This window comes from Pelomonas cellulosilytica (assembly GCF_021353265.1).
Classification (GTDB): domain Bacteria; phylum Pseudomonadota; class Gammaproteobacteria; order Burkholderiales; family Burkholderiaceae_C; genus Pelomonas; species Pelomonas cellulosilytica.
This window is the reverse complement of the sequence record NZ_JAJTWU010000010.1, coordinates 79,669-94,189: the sequence shown is the minus strand read 5'-3', so window position 1 is coordinate 94,189 and position 14,521 is coordinate 79,669. Positions and strand designations below refer to the sequence as shown.

Sequence of the window (14,521 nt, the reverse complement as noted above, 5' to 3'; positions counted from 1 at the left end):
GACAGCCATGCTCAACCCGCGTCGCATCGACCAGCTGCTGACCGAGGGCCCGGTCGGCCTGTCCCGCCGCAGCTTCGTCGCCACCACCGTCGGCGGTGCCGTCGGCCTGGCGCTGCTGCCTGGCATCTCGCTGGCCCAGGGCGCGCCGGCCAAGCCCGGTAGCAAGCCGACCGAGCAGCCCGTCGCCTTCGTCACCATCGCGGCCGACGGCACCACCACCATCCTGTGCAACCGCATGGACATGGGCCAGGGCATCGAGACCGGCCTGGCCATGATCTGCGCTGAGGAGCTGGACACCGACTGGTCCAAGGTCCGCACCGGCTTCGGTGACCAGAAGCCGCAATATGTCGACCCCCGGTTCGGCATGCATCTGACCGGTGGCTCCAACTCCATCAAGAACAGCTACCAGCAGTACCGCGAGCTGGGCGCGCGCACCAAGGCCATGCTGATCGCTGCCGCCAGCGAGAGCTGGGGCGTGCCGGCATCGGCGCTGAAGGCCGAGAACGGCGTCGTCTCCGGCGGCGGCAAGAGCGCCGGTTACGGCGAGCTCTTCGACGCGGCGATGAAGCAGCCCGTGCCCGAGGCCATCACGCTGAAGGACCCGTCGACGTTCAAGCGCATCGGCCAGCCGACCACGCTGACGGTCAGCCAGGCCAAGTCCACCGGCCAGCAGGCCTACGGCATGGACGTGCAGCTGCCCGGCATGGCGGTGGCCGTCATCCAGCGGCCGCCGGTGTTCAACGGCAAGGTCGCCAAGCTCGACAGCAGCGCGGCGCTGAAGGTCAAGGGCGTCAAGGCCGTGCTGCCGGTGACGCTGGACCGGGGCGGCCAGGGTGTCGCCGTCGTCGCCAGCGGCTACTGGGCCGCCAAGAAGGGCCGCGACGCGCTGAAGATCGACTGGGATCTGGCCGGAGTGCCCAAGCCCGACACGAAGGCGCTGACGGCGCAGTACCTGGCCCTGGTCAAGACGCCCGGCACGCCCGCGCCCAAGCCCGAATTCCAGGCCGACGTCAGTGCCTGGAGCCAGGCGCCGAAGAAGATCGTTGCCGACTATGTGCTGCCCTATCTGAACCATGCGCAGATGGAGCCGCTGGCCTGCACCGTGGACCTGAAGGCCGACCGCTGCGACGTCTACTTCGCGTCGCAGATGCCGGGCCTGGACGCGATGGCGCTGGCCAAGGCCGTCGGCCTGAAGCCCGAGCAGGTGCAGATCAACGTGCAGATGGCCGGTGGCGGCTTCGGCCGGCGCGCCACGCCGGCGACCGAATGGCCGCGCGAGGCCGCGGCCGTCGCCGTGGCACTGGCCCAGGCCGGCCAGCGCATGCCGGTCAAGGTGATCTGGAGCCGCGAGGACGACATGAAGTCCGGCTACTACCGGCCCATGACCGTGCACCGCGCCGAGATCGGGTTCGACGCCACCGGCAAGATCCTCGGCTGGCAGCACCGCATCGCCAGCCAGAGCATCCTGAAGGGCTCGCCGCTGGAGGGCTTCGGCTACCAGAAGGGTGTGGACAACACGACCGTTGAGGGCATGCGCGAGCCCTACGAGATCCCGATGAACCTCAGCGTGCACCATCCGGACGTCAACGTCCCGGTGCTGTGGTGGCGCTCGGTGGGCTCCACGCACACGGCCTACGTGATGGAGACGTTGGTCGACGAGATTGCGTTCGCCACCAAGCAGGACCCGGTCGCCTATCGTCTCAAGCTGATGGACGGCAACGCCAAGGCCGAGCGTCACCGCCTCGCACTTCAGACGGCGGTGGACAAGAGCGGCTACGGCAAGCGCAAACTGAAGGCTGGCCAGGCATGGGGCGTGGCGGTGCACGAGAGCTTCGAGTCCGTCGTCGCCTACGTCGTCGTCGCCAGCGTGAAGGGCAGGGGCAAGGACCGCCAGGCTGTGCTGGAGGAGGTGCACGCCGGCGTGCACTGCAACCTGTGCGTGAACCCGCGCGCTGTCGAGACGCAGGTGCAGGGCGCCGCCATCATGGCGCTGGCCACGACGATGCCCACGCACCGCATTACGTTCAAGGACGGTGTCGTTGAGCAGAGCAACTTCTACGACGTGGCCATGCCTCGCATGCCCGATGCGCCCAAGGTCATGACCGTCAGCATCGTGCCGAGCAATGACCCGCCCAAGGGCATGGGCGAGCCCGGCCTGCCGCCGCTGGCGCCGGCGCTGGCCAATGCCGTCGCGCGCCTGACGGGCAAGCGCCAGCGCGAGTTGCCGTTCAGCTTCGCCTGAGCGGCGTTCAGGCGGCCGGGGCGGGCGGGTAGCCCGCCTCGGCCAGCACGTGCGCGAGGCTGTCGCGCGCCTGCGCGCTGTCCACCTGGGCCGTCTTCGTCGGCAGGTCGATCTCGACGCGCGCATGCGGATCTGCGTCCTTCAGCGCTTCGGTGATGGCGGCGACGCAGTGGCCGCAGCTCATGTCGGGCAGGGTGAACTTGTGCATGGTGGGGTTGCTGCTGCAAATCAACACTGGCAAGCATCCTAGTCCTGACAATCTGCCCATGTCCTCCGTGAGCTTGAAGGTATCTGGCATGAGCTGCGCGAGCTGCGTGGGTCGCGTCGAGAAGACGTTGCGCAAGCAGCCGGGCGTGCTGTCGGCCGAGGTGAACCTGGCGCTGGAGACGGCCCGCGTCGGCCTGGCCGACGGTGCCGACACGGCGCCACTGTTGGCGGCCCTTGCCAAGGCCGGCTACCCCGCGACCCTCGACCGCCCGGCAGCCCCCGAGACCGCGACGCCGTGGGACCACAGCGGCTGGGCTGTGCTGGCCGGCGTGCTGCTGAGCCTGCCGCTGGTGGCGCCGATGCTGCTGGGCCATGGCGCGATGCTGCCCGGCCTGTGGCAGCTGATGCTGGCGGCGCCGGTGCAGTTCGTGCTCGGCGCGCGGTTTTACGCGGGTGGCTGGCGTGCGCTGCGCGATGGCGCCGGCAATATGGACCTGCTTGTGGCGCTGGGCACCAGCGCCGCCTTCGGCCTGTCGATCTTCGAGCTGCTGCAAGGTCGCGAGCATGCGTTGTACTTCGAGTCCGCCGCCGTCGTCATCACGCTGGTGATGTTGGGCAAATGGCTGGAGGCGCGCGCCAAGCGCGCCACCGGCGCCGCCATCCGCGCGCTGGCCCGGCTGCAGCCGGAGACGGCCCGCGTGCTGCGTGATGGCGCCGAGCAGGAGCTGCCCATCTCGGCCCTGCGCATGGGCGACCTCGTCCGCGTGCGCCCCGGCGAGCGGCTGCCGGTGGACGGGGTCGTCACCGAGGGCCACAGCGCGGTCGACGAGTCCCTCATCACCGGCGAAAGCCTGCCGGTGCCCAAGGCCGCGGGTGATGCCGTCACCGGCGGCGCCGTCAACGGCGATGGGCTGCTGACGGTGCGCTGCACGGCGCTGGGCGCGGAGTCGCGGCTGGCGCGCATCGCCCGCTTCGTCGAAGAGGCCCAGGGCGCCAAGCCGCCCATCCAGCGACTGGTGGACCGCGTGTCCGCCGTGTTCGTGCCGGCGGTCGTCGGCATCGCCGCCGTCACGCTGCTGGGCTGGGGGCTCGCGCGTGGCGACTGGGGCGCGGCCGTCATCCACGCGGTGGCCGTGCTCGTCATCGCCTGCCCGTGTGCACTCGGCCTGGCCACGCCAGCGGCGCTGATGGCCGGCATGGGCGCCGCGGCCCGGCACGGCATCCTCATCAAGGACGCGCTGGCGCTGGAGCTGGCGCGCAGCCTAGCCCTTATCGCCTTCGACAAGACGGGCACGTTGACCGAGGGTCGCCCACGGCTCGTCGCGTACAGCGCGCCGCTGAATCTCGCTGCTGCCTTGCAGGCTGGCAGCGAGCATCCATTGGCTCGCGCGGTGCGTGACGCGGCGCCCGGCGTGGCGCCAGCGCTCGCGCTGCAGTCGCTGCCTGGCCGCGGCATGCGCGGCGACGTGGACGGCCAGCCCCACGTGCTCGGTAGCGCCGCGTGGCTGGTGAGCCTGGGCCTCACGCTGCCGGACGACCCGGCTGCCGAGGTGCAGCGCGGCCAAGGCCACAGCCTGTCGTGGCTGGCGCGGCTGGGCGAACGGCCCGAAGTGCTGGGCTGGCTGGCCTTCGGTGACGAGATCAAGCCGGCGGCGGCCGAAGCGGTGTCCCGCTTGCAGGCGCTAGGCCTGCGCACCGTCTTGATCAGCGGTGACCACCGCGCGGCGGCCGAGGCGGTGGCCAGGCGGCTGGGCATCACCGAGGTCCACGCCGAGGTGTTGCCCGAGGACAAGGCTGGCCACGTCATGCGGCTGAAGGCTGAGGGCCGCGTCGGCATGGTCGGCGACGGCCTCAACGACGCGCCAGCGCTGGCCGCGGCCGACGTGGGTCTGGCGATGTCCACCGGCACGGAAGTCGCGATGGCCGCGGCCGGCATCACGCTGATGCGCGGCGACCCGCGGCTGGTGGCCGACGCGCTCGACATTTCGCGCCGCACCGTCGCCAAGATCCACCAGAACCTGTTCTGGGCGCTGGCCTACAACGTCGTCGGCATCCCGCTGGCGGCGCTTGGCGGGCTGACGCCGGTGCTGGCCGGCGCGGCGATGGCGCTGTCCAGCGTGTCGGTCGTCAGCAATGCCTTGCTGCTGAGCCGCTGGCGCCCTGGCATGATGGAAAGCTCCCGTTCAACCACGCCGTCATGAAGATCATCGCCCTCAGCGGCTCGCTGCGCCGCGCCTCCTACAACACGGCGCTGCTGCGCGCCGCCGTCGATCTGGCGCCCGCCGGCGTTTCAGTGGAACTGCGCACGCTGCACGGCATCCCGCTGTACGACGGCGATGTGGAGGCCCAGGGCATCCCGGAGGCCGTCACGACGCTGCGCGAAGCCGTCCGCGCCGCCGACGCGCTGCTGATCGGCACGCCCGAGTACAACAACTCCATTCCGGGCGTGCTGAAGAACGGGCTGGACTGGCTGTCCCGCCCCAGCGGCGAGGGCGCCAAGCTGTTCGGCGGCAAGCCCACCGGCCTCATCGGTGCGACGCCCGGCGGCTTCGGCACCGTGCAGTCGCAGGACGCGCTGCTGTCCGTGCTGCGCACGTTCGGCAGCGACTTCTGGATGGCCGGCCGGCTGATGGTGTCGCATGCCGGTCAGGTGTTCGACGCCGACGGCGCGCTGGTCGACGACAAGGTCCGCGGCCAGCTGCAGCAGTTCATGCAGGGCTTTGCGGCCTTCGTGCAGAAGCGGGTGGCCGCATGAGCGCGCCGTTCGTCGAGCGCATCGCCAGCCACGTCGGCGACGTCGGTGGCCTGCCCATCCAGCGCGCGCTGCCCAACAAGGCGCGGCGCACCATCGGCGCCTGGTGCTTTGCCGACCATGCCGGCCCGGCCACGACCACCAAGCGCATGAACGTGGGCCCGCATCCGCACACGGGCCTGTCCACGTTCAGCTGGATGATCGAGGGCGAGATCCTGCACCGCGACAGCCTGGGCTCCGAGCAGGTGCTGCGGCCCGGCCAGGTCAACCTGATGACGGCCGGCCACGGCATCTCGCACAGCGAGGAATCGCTGACCGACCGCATCCACCTCGCGCAGCTGTGGATCGCGCTGCCCGACGCCGAGCGCGAGCGCGCGCCGAGCTTCCAGCATTTCCCCGAGCTGCCGCGCCTGGGCCTGGGCGGCTGGGACGCGACGCTGCTGGTCGGCGAGCTGGACGGCTGCCGCTCGCCGGTGCCCAGCTTCACGCCCCTGCTCGGTGTGGACCTCGCATGCGACGGGCCGGTGGACGCCGTGCTGCGGCTGCGGCGCGGCTTCGAATACGGCGTCATGCCGCTGGAAGGCGAGATCGACGTCGCGCCGACGGGCCATGACGTCGTCGAGACCGTGGCCCCCGGCACGCTGCTCTACGTCGGCCCGGGCTGCGAGGCTGTCGAACTGCGCAGCGCCGGCCCCGCACGGTTGCTGCTGCTCGGCGGCGAGCCTTGGGCCACGCCGCCGCTGCTGTGGTGGAACTTCGTTGGCCGCGACCCGGCCGAGATGACCGCCTGGGCGCAGGACTGGGCGCGCGAGGACGGCGGGCGGTTCGGTGTCGTGAAGGGCTATGTCGGCCCGCGCATCGCGGTGCCGCCGGTGCCGGCGCTGCGCAAGCCTTAGGCGGCGCGCGCGCTCTTCACCAGCGCCGCGATCCGCGGCGTCATGTTCGTCGCCACCAGCTCGATGCCCGGGTTGGCCTTGGCGAACACGCGGAACAGCTCGTCCGTGAAGCCGTGGCCAACGTCGGTGACACCGTCGAAGTCGATTTCGGCGCGCTTGAACGTCGTCAGGCGTGAGCCGACGCGGCGCGCCGCGGCGCGGGAGTCCAGTGCCTGGCCCTCGCTGACCAGCAGGCGCAACTGCACACGCGTCTGGTCGAATTCGATCCCGTCGCCGGCCAGGCTCCAGGCGTTCATGACGCCGTCCAGCGTGCGCGTCGTGTTCAGCGCGATCGCCATGTAGATGCTGCTGCCCTGTCGGGGCAGCGCCCGGCCCTTCTTCCAGCCGCCGCTTTCCCAGGCGCGGCGCTGGTAGGCGGTGTTGTTGGCGTGGATGTCGAACACATCGGCCAGCTGGCTGCTGAAGAACAGGCCCCGGCCGGTGTGGGCGTCGGGCGCGCTCGTGAGCCGGCCCTTGCTCAGCTCCAGCATGGCGTGCTGCGGGTCTTCCAGGCTGAAGGCGGTGCAGATCCTGTCGAACACGCCGATGCCGTCGTCGCTGACGAGCAGCTGCACATGCGTGGGCGTCTGGCGCAGCGACACGGTCACGCTGGTACCGCCGGAGTGGTCGGCCGCGTTGTTGACGAGCTCGGTGAAGCCGTGCTGCACCATGCGTTCGACATGTTTGGGCAGCGCGAAATGAGGCGCGAAGTCACGCTGCCATGGCAGGTCCTCCTGCAGGCCGTGCAGCGTGTAGCTGCGCACGACCTGGCGCAGCGCGCCAGGCGCAAATACCGGCCGGCGCGGCGTGCCCGAGCGCGTCAGCCACCCGGCATCGACCAGGCGCTTGAGCGCAGACATCGCGGCGCGCCGGCTGGCGCCGGTGCGTTCCTCGACATGGGCGGCGAGATCGAGGGCGTGTTCACCGGCGGCGGCGGTGATCCAGGTCGTGAGGTGGTCGAACACCAGTCTTGTCATGACCGCGCATTGTGATGACTACTCTCATCCGTGGGGGTGGGGCATGCCCGTGACTCCATAGAATCCCCAACCAGTTACGAAGCGGTTACCAAGTACGTTGGAACTGCAGTCGGCCCCATTTTTCAACTCTCCCGGGGAACTCCCATGCCTCTCGTCTCCATGCGTCAGTTGCTGGACCACGCCGCTGAAAACGGCTACGGCATCCCAGCCTTCAACGTCAACAACCTGGAGCAGGTGCAGGCCGTGATGGCCGCTGCCGATGAAGTCGGTGCACCCGTCATCCTGCAGGCCAGCGCCGGCGCCCGCAAATACGCGGGCGAGCCCTTCATCAAGCACCTCATCCTGGCCGCCACCGAGGCCTACCCGCACATCCCGCTGGTCATGCACCAGGACCATGGCACGAGTCCCAAGGTCTGTGCCGGCGCGATCGACCTGGGCTTCGGCTCCGTGATGATGGACGGGTCGCTGCGGGATGACGGCAAGACGCCCGCTTCGTTCGACTACAACGTGGACGTGACCCGCACCGTCGTCGAGATGGCGCACAAGGTGGGCGTCACCGTGGAGGGCGAGCTGGGCTGCCTGGGCAACCTGGAGACCGGCGACGCCGGCGAGGAAGATGGCATCGGCGCCGAAGGCAAGCTCAGCCATGCGCAGATGCTGACCGACCCCGAGGAGGCGGCGCAGTTCGTCAAGGCCACGCAGCTGGACGCGCTGGCCATCGCCATCGGCACCAGCCACGGCGCCTACAAGTTCAGCCGCAAGCCCACGGGCGACATCCTGGCCATCGGCCGCGTCAAGGAGATTCACGCACGCATCCCCAACACCCATCTGGTGATGCACGGTTCGTCGTCGGTGCCGCAGGAGCTGCTGGCCGTCATCAACCAGTACGGCGGCAAGATGAAGGAGACCTTCGGTGTGCCGGTCGAGGAGATCCAGGAGGCCATCAAGCATGGCGTGCGCAAGATCAACATCGACACCGACATCCGCTTGGCGATGACGGGCGCGGTGCGACGTTTTCTCGCCGAGAACCCCGACAAGTTCGATGCACGCGAATGGCTCAAGCCGGCCCGCGAGGCCGCCAAAGCCATTGCCAAGGAGCGTTACCTGCAGTTCGGCTGTGAGGGCCAGGCCGGCAAGATCAAGGCCCGCACGCTGGCCGACATCGCCGCGGCCTACGCGCGCGGCGAGCTGGCGCAACGGGTGCAGTGAGCACGGCGCCCTGCTTCACCTACGGCTCGCTGATGTGGGCCGACATCATGGCCCGCGTCTGCGGGCGTGAGTTCACTGGCGAGCCGGCGTCGCTTGCCGGACATCGCCGCCATCCGGTGCGTGGGCAGGACTATCCCGGCCTGCGTCCGGCGGCGGACGGCGTCGTCGCCGGCCGGCTCTACCGCGGCGTGGATGCCGCGGCCTGGGAGCGGCTCGACGCCTTCGAGGGCGACGAGTACGAGCGCGTCGACGTCGTCGTGAGCCTGGCCGACGGCCGCACGCTGCCGGCGCAGGTCTACCGTTTCCGCGAGGCCTTCGTCCAGCGGCTGCTCCCCGGCGACTGGGACGCCGACGCCTTCGAGCGCGAGGGGCGGGCGCGCTTCATTGCCCGCTACGCCGGGTTCGGCGCGGTGGCGCCGCGTTGACGGGCGGAAAAACCACGCGCCGGCCGGCGCCCAAAGGATCAGAATCCCTCCATAACGCAACGAACTTGCGGGGGAGAGAGACATGGACGAGCTCACAGGCCTTGTCGCGCGGGCCGGCTTCCTGCCCCATGGCTACTGCTTCCAATGGTCGCCAGGGTTGTTGTGGACGATGGTCGCGTCCGACCTTTCCATCGCCGCGGCCTACTTCTCGATCCCGCTCGTCATCGCCCGCTATGCGCGCCAGCGCCCGCAGGTGAACCTGGGCCGGCTGGCCACGCTGTTCGCGGTGTTCATCTTCGCCTGCGGAACGACGCATCTGCTGGACGTCTGGACGATATGGCGGCCCGACTACGGGCTGCAGACGGCGGCCAAGGTCGTCACGGCGCTGGCCTCGGTGCTGACGGCCATCGTCGCCTGGCGCCTGATGCCTCGCTGGCTGTCCATGCCTTCGGCGCAGGAGCTGCGCGACGCTAACGAGGCGCTGTCGCGCGAGATGCACCGCCGCCGCAGCGCCGAGGACGAACGCCTGGAGGCCGAGCAGGGCCTGGCGGCGACGCTGGGTGCCATCGACGCCGGCTACATCACGACCGACGGTGAAGGCCGCGTCACGCGCATGAACGCGGTGGCCGAGCGCATCACCGGCTGGCCGGCCGGCGAGGCCCTCGGGCGCTCGGTGTGGGACGTCTTCGTCCACGAGGGCCGCCCGGAGGCGCTGGTGCGACGCAATCCGGTCGAGCTCGTCGGCGAGGGGGCGCCGGATGTCGCTTTCCAGCGGCAGGCGGTGTGCGTCGGCCGTGACCGGGTGTTGCGGCCCGTGGAGGTCCATGTCGAACTCACCCGGCATGCCGACGGGCGCCCGCGCGGCATCGCGGTCGTCTTCCGTGACGTGGGCCGGCTCACCGCTGCCGAGGCCGAGGCACGCCGGCTGGCGGCCGTTGTCGAATCGACGGCCGATGCGATCGTCGTGAAGGCGCTGGACGGGCGCATCACGAACTGGAACAGGGCCGCCGAGAAGATGTTCGGCTACACAGCCGAGGAGGCCGTGGGCCAGCCGGTGCAGATGCTCGTCCCGCCGGAGCGCGAGGCCGAGGAGATGGGCATCCTCGCCAACCTGGCGCAGGGCCGCCAGGTGCCGCCGTTCCGCACCGTACGGGTGGCCAAGGACGGCCGGCGCATCGAGGTCTCGGCCCAGGTGTCGCCGCTGCGCGATGCCGCGGGCCGCATCATCGGTGGCATCAGTTCGGCGCGCGACCTCACGCACCAGCGCCAGATCGAGGCGGCGCTACGACAGAGCGAGGCGCGGCTGCGCTTCGCGCTGGAGTCCGCTGCCATCGGCGACTGGGAGATGGCGCTGGACACCGGCCTGATCCACCGCTCACGTCGCTACGACCAGTGCTTCGGCCTGGCCGATGCCACCGCGCCCTGGGACCGCGAACGGCTGCTCGCGGCCGTGCATGCCGACGACCGGGCCTTCGTGGAGGCCGGGCTGAACGCCTTGCAAGACCCAGCCATGGGCCAGTTGCCGTGGCATGCCGAGTTCCGCATCCTCGGGGCCGACGACGGCGTCCGCTGGCTGCGCATGGACGCCCGCGTTGCGCACGATGACGCCGGCGTGGCGCGGCTGGTGGGCATCATCGCCGACGTGACCGCCATGCGCACCGCCGAGCAGGCCCGCCAGCAGTCCGTCTGGCTGGCCGCCGAGAACCGTCGCGTGGAGGAGAACAACCGGCTCAAGAGCTTGTTCCTGGCCAACATGTCGCACGAGCTGCGCACGCCGCTGAACGCCATCATCGGTTTCGCCGACCTGCTGAACATGGGCGACGAGCCTCACGGCCCACGCCAGCGCCAGTGGCTGCAGCACATCGCCACGAGCGGGCGCCACCTGCTGAACATGATCAACGACGTGCTGGACCTCTCCAAGATCGAGGCCGGCAAGATGGACTTCCATCCCGAGCCGGTGGACCTGCCGGCGTTGGTCGACGACGTGATGGCCACGGTCTCGGTGCTGGCGGCGCAACGCGGGCTGCAACTGTCGTCGGCCATCGCGCCGGAGCTGCGCGGTCTCGTGCTGGACCCGGCGCGGCTCAAGCAGGTGCTGCTGAACTACCTGTCCAACGCAATCAAGTTCACGCCCGCCGGCGGCCATGTCGAGTTGCGCATGCTCGGCGAGGGGCCGCGGCTGTGGCGGCTGGAGGTGCAGGACAGCGGCATCGGCATCCCGCCGGACCGTGTGGACCAGTTGTTCGTCGAATTCCAGCAGCTCGACGACGGCCTCACCAAACGCCACCAGGGCACGGGGCTGGGCCTGGCGCTGACGCGGCGGCTGGTCGAGGCGCAGGGTGGGCGCGTCGGCGTCTACAGCGAGCCGGGTCGGGGCAGCCGCTTCTACGCCGTGCTGCCGCGCGCACCCGGCGATGCCGAGGCCGGCGCGCCACGGCCGGCGCATCAGCAGCTCGTCGCGATGCGCGACCATCTGTTGCGTGACGGCGTGGCCCGCGAGCTGTCGCATGCCGGCGTCGCCGCGGACACAGCCGGCAGCGCCGCCGAGGTGCTGCGGCTGGCACGGGTGCGGCGCTACACCGAGCTGGCGCTGGACCTGGGCCTGCCCGATGCGTCGGGCCTGGCGATGCTGGCCCAGCTGCGCGCCAGCGGGCCGTCCATGCACGCGGCCGTCAAGGCGCTGGCGCTAACGCCGGCGGACGGCGGCGGCGTCGCCTTCCCGGTGGCCGACGTGCTGGCCAAGCCGCTGCGCCGTTCGGCGCTGGCGCGTGCGCTCGTGCCGCTGCGCGAGCGCTTCGGGCCGGGCCGGCCGGTGCTGGTGGTGGACGACGAAGTCGCCTCGCGCGAGCTGATGGTTGCGGCGCTGGCCGCCAGCGGCATCGACGCCGTGGCGCTGCCCGGCGGCGCCGAGGCGCTGCACGCGCTGCCCCGGCTGGAGCCCGCCGCCATAGTGCTGGACCTGATGATGCCGGGCGTGGACGGGTTCCAGGTGCTGCACGAGCTGCGCAGCCAGCCGCGCTGGGCCGACCTGCCCGTCATCGTCTGGACGGCGCTGTCGCTGAGCGCTGCGGACATCGACGCGCTGGCGCGCTCGGCCGCGGTCATCGCCGGCCGCGCCGACGAGGCGCAGCCGCTGGCCGAGGTCCGCGATGCGCTGCTGCGCGCCGCACGCCAGCAGCGCCGCGTCCGCCGGCAACCGGGGCGCTGACGATGGCGGGCGAAGCGGTCCTCATCGTCGACGACAACCCGCTCAACCTTGAGCTGGCGCGCTGCGTGCTGGAGGCGGACGGCTTCGCCGTCGACGTCGCGCTCGACGTGGAGCAGGCCTGGGCACGGCTGCGGGCTCGCCGGCCAGCGCTCGTCCTCGTCGACATCCAGCTGCCTGGCACCGACGGGCTGACGCTGGTGCGTGGCGTCAAGGCCGATCCGGGCCTGGCCGGCATCCCGCTGATCGCCTTCACCGCCTATGCGATGCAGGGCGACGAGCAACGCTTTCGCGCCGCCGGCTGTGACGGCTACCTGGCCAAGCCGATCGACGTGCGCAGCTTCGCGGCAAGCGTCCGGACCTGCCTCGCCGCGGGCGGCACCTAAAATCCGCGGCCATGTCGCAAGCCCTCTACGAATCCAAGTTGACCTCCCTGCCGCTGCTCGGCCGCGGCAAGGTGCGTGAGAACTACGCGGTCGGTGACGACCGCATCCTGATGGTCGCCAGCGACCGCCTCTCGGCCTTCGACGTCATCATGGGCGAGCCCATCCCTGGCAAGGGCGCGCTGCTGACGAAGATGGCGCTGTTCTGGTTCGACAAGCTGCAAGGCGTCGTGCCCAACCATCTGACCGGCGAGGACCCGCTGGCCGTGCTGGAGCCGCTGGAGCGCGAGCAGGTGCGCGACCGCGCGATGCTCGTCAAGCGGCTGAAGCCGTTGCCCATCGAGGCCGTCGTGCGGGGTTATCTCGCGGGCAGCGGCTGGGCCGAGTACCAGAAGACGCAGAGCGTCTGCGGCGTCGCGCTGCCGGCCGGCCTGCGCAATGCCGACAAGCTGCCTGCGCCGATCTTCACGCCCGCCACCAAGGCCGAGATGGGCGACCACGACGAGAACATCACGTTCGACCAGGCCGCGAAAATCATCGGTGCCGACCTCGCCACGCGCGTGCGCGACATCTCCATCGAGCTCTACCAGCGCGCGGCCGACTTCGCGCTGACCAAGGGCATCATCATTGCCGACACCAAGTTCGAATTCGGCCTGGACGCCGACGGCACACTGACGCTGATGGACGAGGTGCTGACGCCCGACTCGTCGCGCTACTGGCCCGTCGAGAGCTATGCGCCGGGCAGCAACCCGCCGAGCTACGACAAGCAGTTCGTGCGCGACTGGCTGGAGTCGGTGCGCATCGACGGCCAGCCCTGGCCCAAGAAGGCCCCCGCCCCGGCGCTGCCGCCCGAGGTCATCGCCCGCACGGTGCAGAAATACGAAGAAGCGCTGCAGCGGCTGACGGCATGAGCGCCGCGCCGAGGGTGCACTCATGAGCGCAGCGGGCGGGTCGGTCAAGCTGCGCAGCCGGCTGGCCCAGCGCCTGGACGGCGAGATCGCCGCCGTCGGCGCCATGCCCGCCCGTGCCGCCGTGCTGCAGGTGCAGCGCGCCATCCTGTGGCTGCGCCACGGTCGCGAGGCCGAGGCCCGCGAGGAGCTGGACCGGCTGCATGCCCGCACCCTCGTCCACCCACGCATCGAACTGGCCGCCTGGCTGCATCTCGCCGAAGGGCTGATGGCCTACTTCGTGGGCTTCGGCGGCGGGGCACGGGACAGGGTGCGACGCGCGCAGGTGATGGCGCGGGCCGCCGGCCTGCGGTCGCTGCAGGCGCTGGCCGATGCCTGGCTCGCGCAGATGGATTTCGTCGGGCGCGACATCGACGGCCTGATCTGCCATGCGCAGGCATCGCTGGCGGCGCTCAAGCCGGACGACCACGGCGCTGCCTACCGCGTGGCGACGGCCCTGGCCTCGGCCTGGAGCATGGCAGCGGGCGAGGCCGCCGCTCAGCCCTGGTGGGCCCTGGCGCGCCAGCATGCCGTTGCGGAAGGCGATGACGCCGGTCTGGCGGCGCTGCTCTACAACCAGTCGCAGCAGCGCGCGCTGCGCATCCGTCATGCCGCGCTGTCGGGCGAGCCGGGCGAGGCCCCGGCCGCGCTGCTGAGCGTCGAGTCCATCGATCGCTACGACGACGCCGTCGGCGGCTCCGCCCGCGGCGACCTCACACCGCTGCTGCGTGCGCAGCTGCTGGCCGTCCAGGGCGACCATGCCGAGGCCGCCAGCCTGCTGGAAGCGCAGTTGCCCGCGGCGCTGGCCACGGGCCTCGCGCGGCTGGGCTGCAGCCTGCTGGCCGACCTGGCGTGGTGCTGGGCCAACACGGGCGAGGCGCTGCGCGCCCGCGCGCTCGCTGACCAGGCCGCGCTGGAGGTGCTGGCCGAGGATCAGCCCGGTTGCGACATCGACGACCGCGCCACGCTGCACGCCCGGCTGTCCCAGGTGTATGCCAAGCTGGGTGAGGCGACCTTGGCCGCAGCGCAGACCGAAGCCGCCGCCGAGGCCTGGGCGCAGGACGCTGCCCAGAGGCGCGACTGGGCCGAGCGCCTGCGGGCCGCCGACCTCGCGCATCCTCAAAAGTAAGGTCGAATCGCACCCAAGCTGGTGCGCAGTGGCAAGACTTCCTCCACGAACCGGCGCACCGGGTTCCGCTTTTGGGGCTGTCCGCCCGCCATCGCTGCGTTACCCTCGCC

At 70.9% G+C, this 14,521-nt stretch carries 12 protein-coding genes; 10 read left to right on the top strand and 2 right to left on the bottom strand.

The window, feature by feature from the left end; all coding sequences use genetic code 11:
- Nucleotides 1-7 precede the first annotated feature (7 nt).
- Nucleotides 8-2,242, top strand: a complete 2,235-nt coding sequence (locus tag LXT13_RS23120) for a xanthine dehydrogenase family protein molybdopterin-binding subunit (RefSeq protein ID WP_233374675.1) — start codon at nt 8-10, stop codon at nt 2,240-2,242.
- A gap of 7 nt (nt 2,243-2,249) precedes the next feature.
- Here the strand turns inward: LXT13_RS23120 and LXT13_RS23115 are convergent, their stop codons facing one another.
- Nucleotides 2,250-2,450 (bottom strand): heavy-metal-associated domain-containing protein, encoded by a 201-nt coding sequence (locus tag LXT13_RS23115; RefSeq protein WP_233374674.1) that lies wholly within the window; start codon nt 2,448-2,450, stop codon nt 2,250-2,252.
- Nucleotides 2,451-2,508: 58 nt separating this feature from the next.
- Between LXT13_RS23115 and LXT13_RS23110 the strand changes: the two genes are divergently transcribed.
- Genes LXT13_RS23110 through LXT13_RS23100 form a run of 3 tightly spaced genes read left to right on the top strand, consistent with a single transcriptional unit; the run spans nt 2,509 to nt 6,097 of the window.
- The gene (locus tag LXT13_RS23110) at nt 2,509-4,650 is read left to right on the top strand and encodes a heavy metal translocating P-type ATPase (RefSeq protein WP_233374673.1); all 2,142 of its coding nucleotides are present in this window, start codon (nt 2,509-2,511) and stop codon (nt 4,648-4,650) included.
- Complete coding sequence (locus LXT13_RS23105) at nt 4,647-5,204, top strand: NADPH-dependent FMN reductase (RefSeq protein WP_233374672.1); 558 nt, start codon at nt 4,647-4,649, stop codon at nt 5,202-5,204. The genes LXT13_RS23110 and LXT13_RS23105 overlap by 4 nt, the downstream gene beginning before the upstream one ends.
- Nucleotides 5,201-6,097, top strand: a complete 897-nt coding sequence (locus LXT13_RS23100; protein ID WP_233374671.1) for a pirin family protein — start codon at nt 5,201-5,203, stop codon at nt 6,095-6,097. Before LXT13_RS23105 ends, LXT13_RS23100 begins: the two co-directional genes overlap by 4 nt.
- Here LXT13_RS23100 and LXT13_RS23095 read toward each other — a convergent pair.
- Nucleotides 6,094-7,113: an ATP-binding protein gene (locus LXT13_RS23095; protein ID WP_233374670.1), complete on the bottom strand. Its 1,020-nt coding sequence runs from the start codon at nt 7,111-7,113 to the stop codon at nt 6,094-6,096. The two genes, LXT13_RS23100 and LXT13_RS23095, sit on opposite strands and share 4 nt — an antisense overlap.
- 144 nt (nt 7,114-7,257) lie before the next feature.
- Here LXT13_RS23095 and fba point away from each other — a divergent pair, with 144 nt between their 5' ends.
- The 6 genes from fba to LXT13_RS23065 all read left to right on the top strand — a co-directional run bounded on the left by fba (nt 7,258) and on the right by LXT13_RS23065 (nt 14,411).
- Nucleotides 7,258-8,322 (top strand): class II fructose-bisphosphate aldolase, encoded by a 1,065-nt coding sequence (gene fba / locus LXT13_RS23090; RefSeq protein ID WP_233374669.1) that lies wholly within the window; start codon nt 7,258-7,260, stop codon nt 8,320-8,322.
- A complete protein-coding gene (locus LXT13_RS23085) occupies nt 8,319-8,747 on the top strand; it encodes a gamma-glutamylcyclotransferase family protein (RefSeq protein ID WP_233374668.1) in 429 nt (142 codons plus the stop codon). The genes fba and LXT13_RS23085 overlap by 4 nt, the downstream gene beginning before the upstream one ends.
- Nucleotides 8,748-8,829: 82 nt before the next feature.
- Complete coding sequence (locus LXT13_RS23080; protein ID WP_233374667.1) at nt 8,830-11,955, top strand: PAS domain S-box protein; 3,126 nt, start codon at nt 8,830-8,832, stop codon at nt 11,953-11,955.
- A gap of 2 nt (nt 11,956-11,957) precedes the next feature.
- Nucleotides 11,958-12,338, top strand: a complete 381-nt coding sequence (locus LXT13_RS23075) for a response regulator (protein ID WP_233374666.1) — start codon at nt 11,958-11,960, stop codon at nt 12,336-12,338.
- Between the two features lie 11 nt (nt 12,339-12,349).
- On the top strand, nt 12,350-13,246 hold the full coding sequence (locus LXT13_RS23070; protein WP_233374665.1) for a phosphoribosylaminoimidazolesuccinocarboxamide synthase: 897 nt from the start codon (nt 12,350-12,352) through the stop codon (nt 13,244-13,246).
- A 22-nt stretch (nt 13,247-13,268) separates the two neighbouring features.
- A complete protein-coding gene (locus LXT13_RS23065) occupies nt 13,269-14,411 on the top strand; it encodes a hypothetical protein (RefSeq protein ID WP_233374664.1) in 1,143 nt (380 codons plus the stop codon).
- The last annotated feature ends 110 nt before the right edge of the window (nt 14,412-14,521 follow it).